The sequence below is a fragment of the Algoriphagus alkaliphilus genome (assembly GCF_900103735.1).
Classification (GTDB): Bacteria; Bacteroidota; Bacteroidia; order Cytophagales; family Cyclobacteriaceae; genus Algoriphagus; species Algoriphagus alkaliphilus.
This window is the reverse complement of record NZ_FMXE01000017.1, coordinates 38,895-53,059: the sequence shown is the minus strand read 5'-3', so window position 1 is coordinate 53,059 and position 14,165 is coordinate 38,895. Positions and strand designations below refer to the sequence as shown.

The 14,165-nt window shown below is 43.8% G+C and carries 13 protein-coding genes; 4 read left to right on the top strand and 9 right to left on the bottom strand.

Features of this window, described 5'->3' with window-relative positions:
• The first annotated feature begins 130 nt into the window (after positions 1 to 130).
• Positions 131 to 2,173 (top strand): family 20 glycosylhydrolase, encoded by a 2,043-nt coding sequence (locus BLQ81_RS12665; RefSeq protein ID WP_092730633.1) that lies wholly within the window; start codon positions 131 to 133, stop codon positions 2,171 to 2,173.
• Positions 2,174 to 2,403: 230 nt separating this feature from the next.
• Positions 2,404 to 2,934 (top strand): REP-associated tyrosine transposase, encoded by a 531-nt coding sequence (locus BLQ81_RS12660; RefSeq protein WP_092730556.1) that lies wholly within the window; start codon positions 2,404 to 2,406, stop codon positions 2,932 to 2,934.
• A gap of 257 nt (positions 2,935 to 3,191) precedes the next feature.
• Here BLQ81_RS12660 and BLQ81_RS12655 read toward each other — a convergent pair whose 3' ends face one another.
• The 9 genes from BLQ81_RS12655 to BLQ81_RS12610 form a co-directional block, all read right to left on the bottom strand.
• Complete coding sequence (locus BLQ81_RS12655; RefSeq protein ID WP_092730554.1) at positions 3,192 to 4,859, bottom strand: formate--tetrahydrofolate ligase; 1,668 nt, start codon at positions 4,857 to 4,859, stop codon at positions 3,192 to 3,194.
• Between the two features lie 166 nt (positions 4,860 to 5,025).
• The gene (locus tag BLQ81_RS12650) at positions 5,026 to 5,499 is read right to left on the bottom strand and encodes an acyl-CoA thioesterase (protein WP_092730552.1); all 474 of its coding nucleotides are present in this window, start codon (positions 5,497 to 5,499) and stop codon (positions 5,026 to 5,028) included.
• Positions 5,500 to 5,535: 36 nt separating this feature from the next.
• Positions 5,536 to 5,973, bottom strand: a complete 438-nt coding sequence (locus BLQ81_RS12645; RefSeq protein WP_092730550.1) for a cupin domain-containing protein — start codon at positions 5,971 to 5,973, stop codon at positions 5,536 to 5,538.
• A 6-nt stretch (positions 5,974 to 5,979) separates the two neighbouring features.
• Positions 5,980 to 6,339 carry a VOC family protein gene (locus BLQ81_RS12640; protein ID WP_092730548.1) on the bottom strand — a complete coding sequence of 120 codons (360 nt, stop codon included), beginning with the start codon at positions 6,337 to 6,339 and terminating at the stop codon, positions 5,980 to 5,982.
• 15 nt (positions 6,340 to 6,354) lie between these two features.
• Complete coding sequence (locus BLQ81_RS12635; protein ID WP_092730546.1) at positions 6,355 to 7,644, bottom strand: MgtC/SapB family protein; 1,290 nt, start codon at positions 7,642 to 7,644, stop codon at positions 6,355 to 6,357.
• A gap of 30 nt (positions 7,645 to 7,674) precedes the next feature.
• Positions 7,675 to 8,304, bottom strand: a complete 630-nt coding sequence (locus BLQ81_RS22300) for a hypothetical protein (protein WP_175454230.1) — start codon at positions 8,302 to 8,304, stop codon at positions 7,675 to 7,677.
• Between the two features lie 169 nt (positions 8,305 to 8,473).
• Positions 8,474 to 9,361 (bottom strand): dienelactone hydrolase family protein, encoded by an 888-nt coding sequence (locus tag BLQ81_RS12625; RefSeq protein WP_092730544.1) that lies wholly within the window; start codon positions 9,359 to 9,361, stop codon positions 8,474 to 8,476.
• A 378-nt stretch (positions 9,362 to 9,739) separates the two neighbouring features.
• A complete protein-coding gene (locus BLQ81_RS12615) occupies positions 9,740 to 10,105 on the bottom strand; it encodes a DUF2200 domain-containing protein (RefSeq protein WP_092730540.1) in 366 nt (121 codons plus the stop codon).
• A gap of 64 nt (positions 10,106 to 10,169) precedes the next feature.
• Positions 10,170 to 10,634 carry a YehS family protein gene (locus BLQ81_RS12610; protein WP_092730538.1) on the bottom strand — a complete coding sequence of 155 codons (465 nt, stop codon included), beginning with the start codon at positions 10,632 to 10,634 and terminating at the stop codon, positions 10,170 to 10,172.
• Positions 10,635 to 10,985: 351 nt separating this feature from the next.
• Here BLQ81_RS12610 and BLQ81_RS12605 point away from each other — a divergent pair, with 351 nt between their 5' ends.
• Both BLQ81_RS12605 and BLQ81_RS12600 read left to right on the top strand, forming a co-directional pair.
• A complete protein-coding gene (locus BLQ81_RS12605) occupies positions 10,986 to 13,157 on the top strand; it encodes a B12-binding domain-containing radical SAM protein (protein ID WP_092730536.1) in 2,172 nt (723 codons plus the stop codon).
• Positions 13,158 to 13,346: 189 nt separating this feature from the next.
• Positions 13,347 to 14,129 carry an alpha/beta hydrolase gene (locus tag BLQ81_RS12600; protein WP_245693258.1) on the top strand — a complete coding sequence of 261 codons (783 nt, stop codon included), beginning with the start codon at positions 13,347 to 13,349 and terminating at the stop codon, positions 14,127 to 14,129.
• Positions 14,130 to 14,165 lie beyond the last annotated feature (36 nt).

The window sequence follows — 14,165 nt, the reverse complement described above, 5'->3', positions numbered from 1 at the left end:
GGTTACCCAATACAATATCTATGCGAATTTTTAATACTTGGGTAAAAGTCCGATTTCCATTAATTTCATTTGTCAGAACAAAATATTGTTCAGAAAAGCCTTTAAATCACCTTTTCAACAAGCCCAAACGATGCGATCTCCAATCTTGCTTTCATTCTTTTCCATTTTGGTATTATTGGCTTGTCAGCCAAAGACAAATTCAAAGGCGCAATTTGTGATTTTACCAAGTCCAACAACTTTCACCATCAGCGGAGAGTCAAAATTGAAGGGGCCAGATTTGGAATCCGGTTTCCAAAGTGCCAAAAATCATTTTACAACAGGTAAACTCCTGTCTGAATTTCAGGATAAAATTTTTGCATTTACGCTCGATTCTGGAATGCAGCTACCAACGGAAGGCTATTCTCTTTCGATTACTGAGCAAAAAATAGAAATTAATGCATCAACAAATGCCGGACTTTGGTATGGACTGATGACTTTGGGTCAGTTGCTTGAAGATGCAAAAGACCAAAATGCTTTCCTTCCCCTATGTAGTATTGCTGATGAACCCGCATTAGCTTACCGTGCCGTTCATCTGGATGTGAAGCACCATTTGGAGAAAAAAGAATTCTACTTCGAACTGATGGATCGCTTTGCTGCGCAAAAGATCAATGCGGTGATTGTGGAAATCGAAGATAAGCTGAAATATGAACTTCAGCCAAAAGTCGGGGCCTCGGATGCTTTTTCAATTGAAGACTGGAAAGCGATCAGTGACTATGCCATGGCGAGAAATATCCGGATCAGTCCATTGGTTCAGGGCTTGGGACATGCTTCATTTATCCTGAAACACAAGGGGTACGAACCATTGCGTGATGATCCGAAAAGCGATTGGGCTTTTAACCCCCTGAATGAGGAAACTTACAAAGTACAGTTTGACCTCTATGAAGATGCACTGAGGGCATTTCCTTATGCCAATTACCTCCATGTCGGAGGTGATGAAGTACATACTACGGGAAGAAGCAGTGGAAAATCTCCCTTGGAACTCCAATTGATCTGGCTTAATAGGGTAAGCGAATATGCTGCGAAAAAAGGTCTGACTCCAATCTTCTGGGATGATATGCCTTTACAAAATGCCGGCGTATATCGTTCCATTTATGATAGTAAACTTTCGGCTGTGCAAGTAGACAGCATTTGGGATGTTAATGAACCCAATTTGAATAAATACATTGACATGTTTCCCAAAAACTGTGTGTACATGCGCTGGAACTATGACATGCCGGAATCTCCGGGAAATATAAGGGCGATCAAATGGTTTTCGGATAATGGGTTTAATGTCATGGGTGCCACTGCAGGACAAACGCGCTGGAATCTCATGCCACTGGACCAAAGTAACACCAACAACATTCGGGATTTTGCTTTGATCTCTATTCGGAACAAGGCTGATGGCTTGTTACTGACGCTATGGGATGATGATTCTCCACATTTCGAGTTGTATCAGCGAGGGATTTCCATTTTTGCTGAATACACCTGGGCAGGGGAAAAAAGATCTAGCGATGAACTCCATCAGGCTTATCGTCACAGAGCGTATGGGCCTGCATTGGCATCTGCAGAATATGAATTTATCAATTCACTGGAAGGATCTGTGGCGGATTGGAAAAATCTGCTGTTGGATATCAAAAAAGATCGAAATCGACTCCGAAAACTGGAAAATCCAATTGATCAGGCAGTAATTCCCTTTCCCAATTTGGATTCTGCGGGGGCTTGGAGCCAAAAATACCAAGACAAAATTGCCAAAGCTGAGGCAAGCAGGCTTCAGGTCGATGAAGTTTTACGGCAAATCCAATCGGCAAAAAAATCCGCTCTTCGCAATACGTATCAACTTGAAGTATATGAGCAGGTGGCTCAGGTGGTTCAGTTTTCCAATCGGGCTATTTTGACGCTGGCAGAATTGGACGAGCCAAGTGGAGAGAAGCGAACTCAGGCTCAGGCCAAACTGGCTGGAATGGAAGAGGAGTGGGCTTCTATCCAATCCAAAGTGGAAGAAGTTTATGGCAAAACTCGACAATTGAATAAACCTGCCGACTACATTTTGGATCAGGACCACCATGTACACTTAGCCAATCAGGCCCTGAAGTTTTCTGATTGGCAGTTTTATGTGGAGGGCTTGTTTTTGGAGAAAGTGAAGGGATTGGAGTAGATGTCAATTTTACTTTAAAGACCTGCTAGGTTTTGAAACCTGGCAGGTCTACGGGTTCCTCGGGATTTGCAATCCCGAGGTAGTGTTATAGGATTTTCAATCCGACTTATCAATATGGGAATTACAAATTCCCCAACAGGGCTTCAGGATTGCAAATCCTGAAGAACACAGGATTTCTAATCCGATTTTTTTCTTTAACTTAAATTGATTTTAACTTAATCTTTTTCATTATGGCTTTTGAGTATTCTATCAAAGATCAAGGAGCTGTTCACTTTGTAACATTTACCGTAAGAAGATGGGTTGATGTTTTTACAAGATCGACTTATTGTGATCTATTTATCGACAGTCTGAGATATTGTCAAGAAAAGAAGGGATTGGAAATTTTTGCTTGGGTTATTATGAGTAACCATTCCCATTTAATTCTAAGGGCTAAAAATGAAAACTTAAGTGACATCATCAGGGACTTTAAAAAGTATACTGCCAAAATAATATTCAAGGCAATCTGTGATAATCCTCTTGAAAGCAGAAAGCATTGGTTAAAGATGTTACTGACTTTTGAAGAAAAAATTTGGTTTTGGGAAGAAGGATATCATGGAGAGGAAATTTATACTCTTAAATTTTTCGAGCAGAAATTAAATTACATTCATTTGAATCCTGTCAGGGCTAATATTGTGGAGAAAGAGGAAGAATATCTCCATAGCAGTGCGGGTGACTTATTTGGGACACGAAAAGGTAGATTAGAATTAAGCCAATTTGGATAATTCCTTATAATTTCATTTGTGTTACTCGGGACGTTCCTCGGGATTTGCAATTCCGAGGTAGTGTTATAGGATTTCAAATCCGTCTACTAACAATGGGATTACAAATCCCCAAACAGTGCTTCAGGTTTGCAAATCCTGAAGAACGGCGAACCTCGGGATTCCAAATCCCGAGGATTTGTTATAGGATTTTCAATCCGACTTAATCATAAGGAATATTGGATTTTAAATCCCTAAGGTGTTTGCCTAGTTTATGAGCATCAAAAAAGACCGGAAATATTCCCTTCCGAATCGATGTCGACATTTTCGGATGAGGGAGTTCCGGGCAGTCCAGGCATGCGCAACATATCTCCAGCGATCGGAATGATGAATCCAGCACCGGCTGCAATTTCAAACTCCCGAATTTTGATATCAAAATTTTCCGGCCGCCCGATTTTCTTCTCATCATCGCTCAGACTTTTCTGAGTTTTAGCGATGCAAATCGGAAGATTTCCAAAGCCTAATTCCTCAAAACGGTTGAGTTGTGCTTTGGCAGGATTGGTCAAAATAACATTCCTAGTGCCATAAATGGTCCGGCATACTTTTTCGATTTTGGTAAGAATCGGATCAGACAATTCATAAGTTGGATTAAATTCTGCCAGAGTTTCTTCAGCAGCTTCCGCGACCAAGTGGGCTAAGTCTATACAGCCTTCACCACCTTTGGCCCAACCGAAGCTCAAGGCTGCCCGCACCCCCAAGTGTTTGCAGTGATTGAGCAAGCTATCCAGCTCAGCTTCCGTATCGGTGGTGAATGCATTGATGGAGACGACAACAGGCAAGCCAAAACTCTTCAAACTTTCGATATGTCTTTCAAGGTTTGCAAAGCCTTTTTCCAAAGTCGCAACATCCTCCTGGGTCAATTCCGCCAAGGGTTTTCCCCCATGGTACTTGAGCGCGCGGATCGTGGCTACCAATACCACTGCCTTCGGAGAGATTCCTGCTTCCCGGCACTTGATGTTGAAAAATTTCTCTGCTCCGAGGTCTGAGCCAAATCCTGCTTCTGTTACCACAAAATCACTTAAACTCATCCCGGTTTTGGTCGCGAGAATCGAATTGGTACCCTGAGCGATATTTGCAAATGGTCCACCGTGTAGGATGGCAGGATTATTCTCCAGTGTTTGAACGAGGTTGGGTTTGATTGCTTCTTTCATCAAAGTTGCCATCGCCCCTTCTGCATGCAAGTCATGTGCAAAAACCGGACTGCCATCGAATTTATCGCCCAGATAGATCCTCCCGAATCTGGCTTTGAGATCATCGAGACTTTTGCTCATGCAGAGGATTGCCATCACTTCACTTGCAGCTGTGATATTGAAACCGGTTTCTCGTAGTATTCCCCCCGAATTACCGCCCAAGCCAGTGATAATATTGCGCAGCGCCCGGTCATTCATATCCATCGCACGCTTCCAGAGGACCTTACGTGGATCGATATTCAGACTTCTCTTTTTACTTTGAATGTTATTGTCAATTAGTGCCGAAAGCAGGTTGTTTGCCTTTTCGATTGCATGGAAATCCCCGGTAAAATGGAGGTTGATGTCCTCCATCGGTATGACCTGACTCCAACCCCCGCCCGCTGCTCCTCCTTTCATTCCAAACACCGGTCCGAGACTTGGTTCACGCAATACAGCTGTGGTCTTTTTTCCGATTTTATTCATCGCATCTACCAAGCCAATCGTGGTAGTGGTTTTTCCTTCCCCTGCGGGAGTCGGTGAAATGGCGGTGACCAATATCAGACTACCTTGGGCAATCCTGGATTCATCAATTAAATGGGAAGGGAGTTTAGCTTTGTACTTTCCATAATACTCAAGGTCATCTTCGGCAATATTCAGTTTGGAGCCTATTTCTTTAATATGGAGTGGTTTTACGCAAGTGGCGATTTGAAGGTCAGTCATTGGGTTTAAATCGGAAATTTGGGGTGATTGTTTTGTGGAACGAAAATAGCATTGTTAGGCAGGTTCCTTAGGTTATTTTTCCTTACAATCGAATGTGGGGCAAGTTCATTTTTGAATTCATGCTGGGACACTACAGGACCTCTGGATCATAAATCTTTAAGAAATGCTACTCATTAAAAAAAGGGCGCATTTCTTCATGGATTTCCCCACGGAGCTTTTTCAGCTTTTCTGCGTATTCCTCGAGTTTCTTTTCCTGTTCGGTCTTGGGCACCCAAGGCTTCACTTTTTTGGGTTCGCCATTTTCATCCACAGCCACAAAAATGATGATGCAATGCGTCTTTTTCTCAAACTTCTTCTGGGAAAAAGCCCTCGAATATACTTCCACCATGATGTGTACGCTGGAGCTTCCGGTCAAAATCACCTGACAGTCGATTTTGATCAATTCGCCAATGCTGATGGGCTTGTAAAAACGAATGCCACCCACATAGACCGTCACGCAGTAACTTTCTGCCCAGGTTCTTGCGCAGGTATAGGCCGCCTGATCGATCCATTTCATCACGGAGCCTCCATGAACTTTCCCCCCGAAATTGACATCTCCGGGTTCGCTGATAAACTGAAATGTGGTTTTGTGTAATGGCATGGCTAAGAAGATTGGAATAGGTCGAAAATAAAGGTTTTAATTCGAATTGGATTCTTTTACGACGATTTCCATTCCTTCCGCTCCCGCGTAGAAGACTACAATCTCTGCTGGGATGTCTCCGTTATTTTTTCCATAATGAATCGTATTCACCACTTCAATGATGGGATCTCCGGCCTTCATTTCAAGTACATTTCCTTTGACATCCACTACAGTCAACTCGCCGGTTAGCAGGATTCCGGCATTGATAACAGGATGATAATGGTGAGGCAATTCTGAGTGTGGAGGTATTGTCACTTTGACAATGGAAATTTTTGGCTTTCCGCTTGGATAGGCAGGCAAAGAGTCTCCATTCCAGGCAAGATAAGATTCGGTGAGAAGCTCTGAACTTGGTTGGTCAGGTATGGGCTCTTTACTTTGACAAGAAAAGGCCACCAAAGAAAGAATGGACAAAAGCAACGTTCTGTAGTTGATCATAAAGCATTAAGGATGTACCTGACAGGCCTCAAGCACATTGCCGTCAGGATCAAAAAACTGGAAATAGGTAACAAAGGAATCGGTGATCAGCTCGGTGGTTTTTACTCCCTTTTGAATAAGTTCAGTTCTGGATTGCCCGGCATTCTCAGTCCTAAATATTGGGTAGGAGGCGGTTTTTGAATTGATGATAATGGGCTCGTCAGTTTGCCAAAGCGTGACACTGGTGACACTCCCTGTATCAAGTACGATCAACCGCATTTCCGGATTTTCATAGACTGGATTTAAGCCAAGTTTTTCTTTGAACCACGCCCCGGATTTTTGAAAATCACTCACCCGCAAAATGATGGTATCGATTCCATGAAACATAATTTTTAGATTTTATTAGCTGATCAAAATTAATAAAACCAAAGTGGTGATAATCATTGTCCCGTACCCAAGCAGGAGATTTTTTCGAAGAGCTCTACTTCCCGCATAGATTCCAATGCCCATTTTCACCAGGGTGTTTGAAATTGCCGCAAGCAAAATAGCATTGAATCCTATTCCCAAATCCAGTTTGATTCCGGTCAGTTTGGAAATGGAAATTGTAATCGCGTCGATGTCTGAGAAACCTGCCACAGCACTGGAAATCAAAGTTCCGCTGTCGCCCAGATTCTCATTTGCGTAGCTTACCACGAGCAAAATCAAACTGTAAATCAATCCAAACACAATGGCTCCTTTCAAGTCAAGAGGCTTAGAGGGAGGCATTTCGTTTGCTTCTATTTTTTTGGACTGATGCCTTAGATAAATGTATAGCGTAATCCCGATGGCGGATAAAAGGATGAGGCCTATGGCTGGGAGCAGTCGATTAAACAGTACTTGGTTGAAGATAAATGTCCAAATCAATACTCGCACAAACATGATCGACGAAGCTGCTAAGATGGCAGTAGCACAACTAGAGGACAGATTTTCATTTTCCCTGCTTTTATTGGCATAGATCCAGGTCACTGCGGTACTCGAAACAAGCCCTCCGACAATTCCCCCCAATAAGATGCCTTTATTTGCACCAAGAAATTTGGTTAAAATATACCCGACCAAGCCGAGTCCTGAGGTAAGAAGTATAACCCATCCAATCTCCCGTGGATTTAATACCTCGTATGGACCGTAAGTCTCATCGGGCAAAAACGGGAAAATCAACAAGGCAATGACAACAAAGCGGATGAAATCGTACATCTCCTCCGCTGTGATCATTCCCACGATCGCATTAATCCGAAACTTTGAGGAAAGTACCACCACAATCACAACGGTGATCATCAGACTGATTTCGATCAGACCGATGAATGTCATCGAACCCAATACAAATGCCAACAAAGAACTGAATTCGGTGGTGGAACCACGGTCGCCTTGGTTTGCCGAAATCCAATAAGTAGCCGAAACAAGCAAACTGACCCCGATAAAAAGTGCTACATAGATCCATGGAGAAAAGAGGTAATAAAACAGAGCTGCGATGAATCCCAATAAAACCAAAAAGATAAAGGTTCGAATGCCCGCGAATCCATGGGAATTCTCCTTTATGGCTCTGAATTGACGCTCCAGACCAATCACCGATCCGATTCCGATGGCAATTACCAAGCGGATGAGAAATTCTTCCTTTGAAATAGAAAAGCCTTGTTGGTCAATCAGCAGTTGGTCCAAGTTGAGATTGTTTTTGAAAAAGATCGGAATCTAGTCTTCTTCCATATAAAATTGAGCTTCTAAAAAAACCTTTTGGGCTTGATCACCTTCTCCGAAATGATTTAGGGAAGTTAGCATACCTCCGATTCTCAATTTGCGCTCGGGGAGCGATTCTTTTTCGTTGTCATGCGCCACCATCACTACCGCGCCACTTTCCTCGGAGCACATTTCATAGACTTCGTAGGAATTCTCAATCGGAACTATCGAAAAACCCGTCACTGCCCCAACTACCACGGGAACCATGATAGTGGCCCCAAGTGAGATGGATGAACTGACTTTCTTTGGTGTACCCACCAAGGTGCAGCTGATACCGGGTTTGCCCAGTTCGAGCAGTTGATCCAAGCTCAAATGTACAGGGCGATATTTTTCGTAAAATTCAAAAAGCTCCGAATTCAATCGTGCCAAGATCCGCTCCCGCGACTTATTGTCCAAGCGGGAAATTGACATCATCAAATAAAGAATTATGGCTTGTTTGTCATGGGTTACTCCTGCCACTTTTCCCAGCTCGGCAGGTGAGACGACACCATCATGTGCATGACTGAACAGGTTAAAAAATTTCCCTCCGTTGTCAAAAGACTCAATTGCCTCGTGATAGGATGTGTATGGGATGATCTGTTTCATAATATGCGGAATTTAGAATAAAGGCTTATCAAATATTCGGAAATAATGGAAAAGAAGCAAATAATATGATGCTGATGAAGAAAACTGATTCAGGGTTATTCTTGGGATTAAAAATACCACACTTTTACCTGAAAGTTGGAAACAAAAAGGAGGCCGTGGCCCCCTTTTGTCAGTTTAGATTTTTTCTGAAAAATGCAATGGTCTTTTCCCATGCCTGTTTGGCGGCGGCCTCATCGAACCGCGGCGTGGTGTTGTTGTGAAATCCGTGATTGACACCTGGGTAGTTGATCATTTCATATTTTTTATTGTTTGCTTTGAGTGCTTCCTCATATGCTGCCCAGCCTGCATTGACCCGTTCATCAAGTTCAGCATAGATAACCAAAAGCGGTGCATTGATCTTTGGCACATCTTCAAGGGCAGGCTGACCTCCGTAGAAAGGAACAGCCGCTCCTAAATCAGGGATTTTCACAGCCATCATATTGGCAATCCATCCTCCAAAGCAGAAACCTACCACGCCGACGTTTCCATCGCAATCAGGATGATTTTTGAGGTATTCGTAAGCCGCAATAAAATCCTCCAACATCGAGTTTCGGTCCAGTTTGGACTGCATGGCACGACCTTCGTCGTCATTTCCGGGGTAGCCACCCAATGGTGTCAAAGCATCCGGAGCGATGGAGATAAATCCGTCCACAGCGCAGCGTCTTCCTACGTCTTCGATGTAGGGGTTAAGTCCACGGTTTTCATGTGCCACCACGATGCCAGGGAATTTTCCTTTTCCGGCGGGCTTGGAAAGTAAACCTTTCATTTGCCCTCCGCCTTTGGGTGAGTCATACATGACATAGTCGGAGCTTTGCAAGCGTTCATCTGTAGGCTCCACAGTACGGGTATTAATGTAATCCGGCATCATTGCGCTCATCAGAGCCGCGAGCGTGATCCCGCCTACGGCATAGACTGAAAGCTTTTCCATAAAAGTCCTTCGGTCAAGTTTGTTGTGGCAATAATAGTCGTAGAGGTCAAAAGCTTCCTGAGGGATGTCCTCTTTACGGAGTTGTTCCATGGTTTTCTGGTTTTATAAGTGAGTATAAGTTATTCAATATCAAGGTGGAAAAAATGATTTTTTTCTTGGTCCTTGGAATTATGGGTTGAGCGGATATTTTTTGATAAAAAGGAGGCGGTCCTGTTTAATTCAGCCAATGAAGCCCACTTTACCGGACTGAGTACTTTGACTAGTGAAAAGACTGAAAGTTCAAAATTTGGGAAAAATTTCTCAATCCTGATCGAAAGCATACTATAAGGATAAAGCTGTCGAAGCCTAAAAATCGAGTCCAACCCTTCATGGCAAGTTGGGAAGATTGCAAACAAACACGCAGTCGACATCCTCAAATGAGGCTACCGGCAATGGCAAAATTGGAATCGGTGGGATAAGTGAATTGAATTAAGACTCCCGCAGAATTTTCTCCATTTTTCTCCCTTTTGCCAGTTCATCCACCAACTTATCCAGATACCGCACTTGTTTGGTCAGGGGAGTTTCAATTTCTTCTATGCGATAACCGCAGATCGCTCCGGTAATCAGATGCGCGTTTGGGTTCAAATTTGCAGCACCAAAGAAGGTTTCAAAAGTTGCTTTTTGGCTAATCAGTTCCTGCAGTTTCTGGTCATCAAAACCCGTGAGCCAAGTTATGACCTGATGTAATTCCGCCTTTGTCCGACCTTTTCTTTCCACTTTGTTGACATAGTGCGGGTAGACCGAGGCAAAAGTCATTTTTGCCATTCGCGCATCGTGTTCGGGTGAAGTATTCATGAATAAGTAGTAGGCGTGGAGACTGATTCAGATCGAGTTGAATTTAGGCCGAAAAAAGGAATTTCTATGCTGTTGGCCTAAACTTCAACTGCAAGCCCTGCAGGAAATTGCGAAGAATTTGATCCTTGCATTCCCGGTATTGGGCTTGGCTTGGTTTTCGGAAAAAAGCACTCAATTCATGCTTGCTGAGTTTGAATCCCCTCAAACCGAAAACTTCCAGCATATCCTCATCCTTCATGTCGAGGGCGATTTTCAGCTTTCTCAGGATAGCATTGTTGTCCAGCGTTTTCTCTGCAACCGGGGTGGAGTCATCTTTTGGACCGCGTTTCAGGATGATCAGCCCATTGAGAAAAGCAGCCAAGTCCTTGTCTTGGAGCTTGGCAAATTCGGGCTCGTCCTCTTTTTTGAGCCAATGGTTGACCTCCTCCGCAAAAACAGATTTTCCCCCCAAATTGAAAATTTCGGCCATTTTGTGATCATGGTAGTGAAAGGTATAGCGAAGGGTTCGGAGGACGTCGTTGTTGCTCATAGGTACAAATATCTTTTATTTTCACCGCTGAGGAGCAAATCATGCGAGGATTTTTTAACCGCTAAGAACACGAAGGTTCGCAAAGAATAGATTTTTTACAAGAGTTGAACTACTCAGAAATGCCTTTCTTGAAAACCACATAGTCACATAGAAATCATAGCGAAAGACCTTGAGTAATGATAAACTATGCGCCTCCTATGTTACTATGTGGTGATTTTTTTAATAGCTAAGACCGCTAATCAACCCTGATTTTCTAAAAACCATTAGCGCTTTTTTTAAAATTATCTTTGCGTTCCTTGCGCCCCTGCGGTGAATAAATACGACCTTTGAACCAGTTAAATTTCTGCGCGCTTGTCAACCAAAGTCCTTTTCATCACCCCGCCTTTTACCCAACTCAATACGCCTTATCCGGCGACTGCTTACATCAAGGGTTTTCTGAATACCATCCAGGTACCTTCCCGTCAAGCGGATCTTGGAATAGAAGTGATTCTGAGACTTTTTTCCAAAAAGGGGCTGAATCAAGTTTTTGAAATTGCAGGTGAAAAAGTCGAGGAGCTATCAGAGAATTCCGCTCGAATTCTGAGGATGAAAGCTTCCTACTTGCAGACAATCGGGACGGTGATTGATTTTCTTCAGGACAAAAATCCGACGCTTGCCTATCACATTTCTGAAGGCAATTTTCTGCCCGAAGCCAGCCGTTTTGAACAGTTGGACGATCTGGAGTGGGCATTTGGGACACTGGGAGTGCGGGACAAAGCACGGTACTTGGCGACGCTTTACCTCGAAGATATCGGCGATTTGATCACTGAGGCGGTTGATCCACATTTTGGATTCAGTCGCTATGCCGAGCGACTAGGCATGTCGGCCAAGACTTTTGACGAAATGGATGAGGCATTGAACCAACCTCTGAGTTTGATCGATTCGATGTTGCTTGAGCTTTTGGAAGAGAAAATTCAGACCTTCCAACCCGAGTCGGTGGCCTTTTCTGTCCCATTTCCGGGCAATCTCTATGGAGCACTTAAATGCGGACAATACCTCCAACAAAACCATCCCATCATCAACATCTGGATGGGTGGAGGCTACCCTAATACAGAACTTCGTTCTCTGAAAGAACCCAGGGTTTTCGATTACATCGACTTCATCACTTTGGATGATGGCGAGGCTCCGATTCAGCTTTTGCTGGATTATTTGGATGGGAAAAGATTGCTGAATGAGCTGAAACGAACCTTTGTCCGAATAGATGGCGAAGTTAAATTCCTCAACAATTCAGCAGTAAAAGACCTCCCCCAGCGGGAAGTGGGTACGCCGGATTACAGCGACTTGAAGCTGCGGGAGTACCTCTCGGTAATCGAAGTGGCCAATCCCATGCACCGCCTGTGGAGCGACGGGCGTTGGAATAAGTTGACCCTGGCGCATGGTTGCTACTGGGGCAAATGCACCTTTTGTGATATTTCGCTCGATTACATCGGCCGCTATGAACCGATTAATGCGTCCATTCTATGCGATCGGATAGAAGAAATCATGGCTCAAACCGGTACAAATGGATTTCATTTCGTGGATGAGGCAGCACCTCCTGCGTTGATGCGGGATTTGGCGATTGAGATTTTGAGACGGGGTTTGGTCGTCGTATGGTGGACGAATATCCGCTTTGAGAGTAGTTTTACCGCTGATCTTTGCCGTTTGCTTCGTGCCTCAGGCTGCATTGCAGTTTCCGGTGGCTTGGAGGTCGCTTCTGATCGGCTTTTGGCACTGATCAAAAAAGGGGTAACAGTGGCCCAAGTCGCTCAGGTGACGAATCATTTTACCCAATCGGGTATTATGGTACATGCTTATCTGATGTACGGCTATCCAACACAGACTGCGCAGGAGACGATCGACTCCATGGAAATGGTGCGGCAGCTGTTTGAGGCTGGCGTGTTGCAATCGGGTTTTTGGCATCGTTTTGCTATGACTGCACACAGTCCTGTGGGATTGGATCCCAAGGCTTTTGGGGTGAAGCGCACCGATTTGGGGGAAGGTGCTTTTGCCAACAACGAGCTGGATTTTGAAGATCCGGTTGGAGTGGATCATGCACTTTTTTCTGAGGGACTGCGAAAATCCCTGTTCAATTACATGCATGGAGTTGGCTTTGATATTCCGCTTAAAGAATGGTTTGATATCAAAATCCCGCAAACCACCATCCCCAAAAACTACATCGAAAAGCAGGTTCAGGGAGAAGATTTCCCGGCCTTCAAAGACCAAAACCGCATCATCTGGATCGGCGCTCAACCGGAACTGATGGAGGCAGAGGAAGGGTTTTGTGAACTGATTTTCTCCGGAAAAAAAGAGGACTTCGCTGTCGAGCTCCCGATTGAGTTGGGAGAGTGGGTGTGTTGGCTTTTGGCCAAAGTCAGCTACGAACAGCCGCTGAATACTTTGAAACCTATCCGTGAACACTACGAGACCGAATTGGGAGATTTTGAGCAAATGCTCGAATCCGAGGTTTGGGAGATCCTCCGAGAGCATGGGTTGTTGGTTTTTTAGAATAAAAATACCTTTCATTTATTCATGATTCTTTTCGGGTTAATCCAATAGCAGTTTTTGTTTCGTTTCTTTTAAACTTATCTGCTATTCTTGGATTTAGTAAATACATCTAATTCTTTTATGCAATTCATTATCCGTTTGGTTATTCTTGGCCTTTGCTTTTCCACTCCTGGATGCGCATTCAAATCCGTGAATCGAAGCAAAAACATTTCCTACTTGCAGTCGAATTCAGAAATAAATCTGCCGGAAAAGCAGCTTAATATTTTTGCCCCCAGAAAAGCTGAAAATCTTCCTGTTCTGATCTTCTATTATGGTGGAAGTTGGAAAAGCGGTAAAAAGGAGATGTATAGCTTTTTAGGAAATAGATTGGCGAGAAGGGGAGTGGTAGCTGTAATTGTGGATTATCCTTTGAATCCCACGTTTAAAGTTCCGGCTATGGAAACAGCAGCAACTCAGGCAGTAATTTGGACATCAGAAAACATCCAAAAATATGGTGGGAATCCCAAACAGCTTTTTGTTTCCGGACATTCTGCCGGAGGGCATTTGGCCGCCTTGGTAGCAGTGAAGAATTCCGATTTTGAAAGTTTGGGGAAAGAAAACCCACTAAAAGGTGCTGTTTTAATCGACCCGGCGGGTTTGGATATGTACACCTATCTCGTGGAAACCAAAGACGGGGAAGGGCGCAAATATCTGAATGCGTTTACCGAAGATCCTGAGATTTGGAAGCAGTCTTCACCGATATTCCATTTGGGGCCTGGGCAGATTTCGATGTTGATTTTGGAGGGAGAAGAAACCTATCCTAGTATTCAGGCGGGAAGAGGGAGATTTATGAAAGTGGTGGAGGAAAAAAATCTGGACGTCAAGTTGGAAATCTATCCCCAAAAAAAGCACATCCCTATGATTACGCAGTTCTTTTGGACTTGGAGTCGGGGATATGATGATCTTCTGGGGTTTATTAAGAAGTGGAAATAATAAAGAAGTAGTGGCAACACATTACATATTTGAATT

What these genes read in the sequence shown, in the direction of transcription:
- BLQ81_RS12650 (WP_092730552.1), bottom strand. Translation starts at nt 5,499, where the DNA reads ATGCCATTACACAAAACCACATTTCAGTTTATCAGCGAACCCGGAGAT.
- BLQ81_RS12625 (WP_092730544.1), bottom strand. Translation starts at nt 9,361, where the DNA reads ATGGAACAACTCCGTAAAGAGGACATCCCTCAGGAAGCTTTTGACCTC.
- BLQ81_RS12615 (WP_092730540.1), bottom strand. Translation starts at nt 10,105, where the DNA reads ATGAATACTTCACCCGAACACGATGCGCGAATGGCAAAAATGACTTTT.
- BLQ81_RS12640 (WP_092730548.1), bottom strand. Translation starts at nt 6,339, where the DNA reads ATGTTTCATGGAATCGATACCATCATTTTGCGGGTGAGTGATTTTCAA.
- BLQ81_RS12665 (WP_092730633.1), top strand. Translation starts at nt 131, where the DNA reads ATGCGATCTCCAATCTTGCTTTCATTCTTTTCCATTTTGGTATTATTG.
- BLQ81_RS12645 (WP_092730550.1), bottom strand. Translation starts at nt 5,973, where the DNA reads ATGATCAACTACAGAACGTTGCTTTTGTCCATTCTTTCTTTGGTGGCC.
- BLQ81_RS12655 (WP_092730554.1), bottom strand. Translation starts at nt 4,859, where the DNA reads ATGACTGACCTTCAAATCGCCACTTGCGTAAAACCACTCCATATTAAA.
- BLQ81_RS22300 (WP_175454230.1), bottom strand. Translation starts at nt 8,304, where the DNA reads ATGAAACAGATCATCCCATACACATCCTATCACGAGGCAATTGAGTCT.
- BLQ81_RS12610 (WP_092730538.1), bottom strand. Translation starts at nt 10,634, where the DNA reads ATGAGCAACAACGACGTCCTCCGAACCCTTCGCTATACCTTTCACTAC.
- BLQ81_RS12660 (WP_092730556.1), top strand. Translation starts at nt 2,404, where the DNA reads ATGGCTTTTGAGTATTCTATCAAAGATCAAGGAGCTGTTCACTTTGTA.